Origin of the sequence: Streptomyces pimonensis (assembly GCF_041380215.1) — a bacterium.
In the GTDB taxonomy this organism is placed as follows: domain Bacteria; phylum Actinomycetota; class Actinomycetes; order Streptomycetales; family Streptomycetaceae; genus Streptomyces; species Streptomyces pimonensis.
On the sequence record NZ_JAHWZY010000126.1, the window covers coordinates 1 to 1064 of the forward strand.

General features: G+C 71.2%; 1 protein-coding gene. It reads right to left on the minus strand.

Annotated elements, in window-relative coordinates; all coding sequences use genetic code 11:
• A partial coding sequence (locus KYY02_RS33640) for a beta-ketoacyl synthase N-terminal-like domain-containing protein (RefSeq protein ID WP_371244875.1) occupies positions 1-1064 on the minus strand: 1064 nt, incomplete at both ends.

Genomic DNA, 1064 nt, shown 5'->3' on the forward strand with positions numbered 1-1064 from the left:
AGGACGGCTCGGTGACATGCAGTGTCTGCGGCAGCACTCCGTGCCGCATCGCCAGGACCATCTTCATCACGCCCGCGACACCGGCGGCGGCCTGCGTGTGCCCGATGTTCGACTTGATCGAGCCCAGCCACAGCGGCTCACCGGACCGGTCCCGACCGTAGGTGGCGAGCAGCGCCTGGGCCTCGATCGGGTCACCCAGCGTCGTCCCCGTGCCGTGCGCCTCCACCGCGTCCACCTCGGACGGGGCCAGACCCGCGCTCGCCAGGGCCTGGTGGATCACCCGCTGCTGCGACGGGCCGTTCGGCGCGGTCAACCCGTTCGACGCGCCGTCCTGGTTCACCGCCGAACCGCGTATCACCGCCAGCACCGGGTGGCCGTTGCGCCGCGCGTCGGACAACCGCTCCACCAGCAGCATGCCGACGCCCTCGCCCCAGCCGGTGCCGTCCGCGCTGTCGGAGAACGCCTTGCAGCGCCCGTCCACCGCCAGCCCGCGCTGGCGGCTGAACTCGATGAACGCACCCGGCGTGGACATCACCGTCACGCCACCGACCAGTGCCAGCTCGCATTCGCCCTGGCGCAGCGCCTGAGCGGCCAGGTGAAGTGCCACCAGCGACGACGAGCACGCCGTGTCGACCGTGACGGCAGGGCCCTCGAGGCCGAAGGTGTAGGACAGTCGGCCGGAGATGACACTGGCCGCGCTGCCCGTGCCGGCATACCCTTCGACATCCTCCGGCGCGGCCATCAGCAGCGCGGCGTAGTCCTGGCCGTTGGTGCCGACGAACACGCCCGACCGGCTGCCCCGTACCGCATGGGGATCGATGCCCGCTCGTTCGAACGCCTCCCAGGAGGTCTCCAGCAGCAGCCGCTGCTGCGGGTCCATCGCCAGCGCCTCACGCGGCGAAATGCCGAAGAACGCCGGGTCGAACTCCGCCACACCGCGCAGGAAGCCACCCTCACGGGTATAGCTGGTCCCCCGCTGGTCGGGGCCGTCGTCGAACAGCACGTTCAGGTCCCACCCCCGGTCATCGGGGAAGCCGGACATCACGTCCACGCCGGAACCGAGG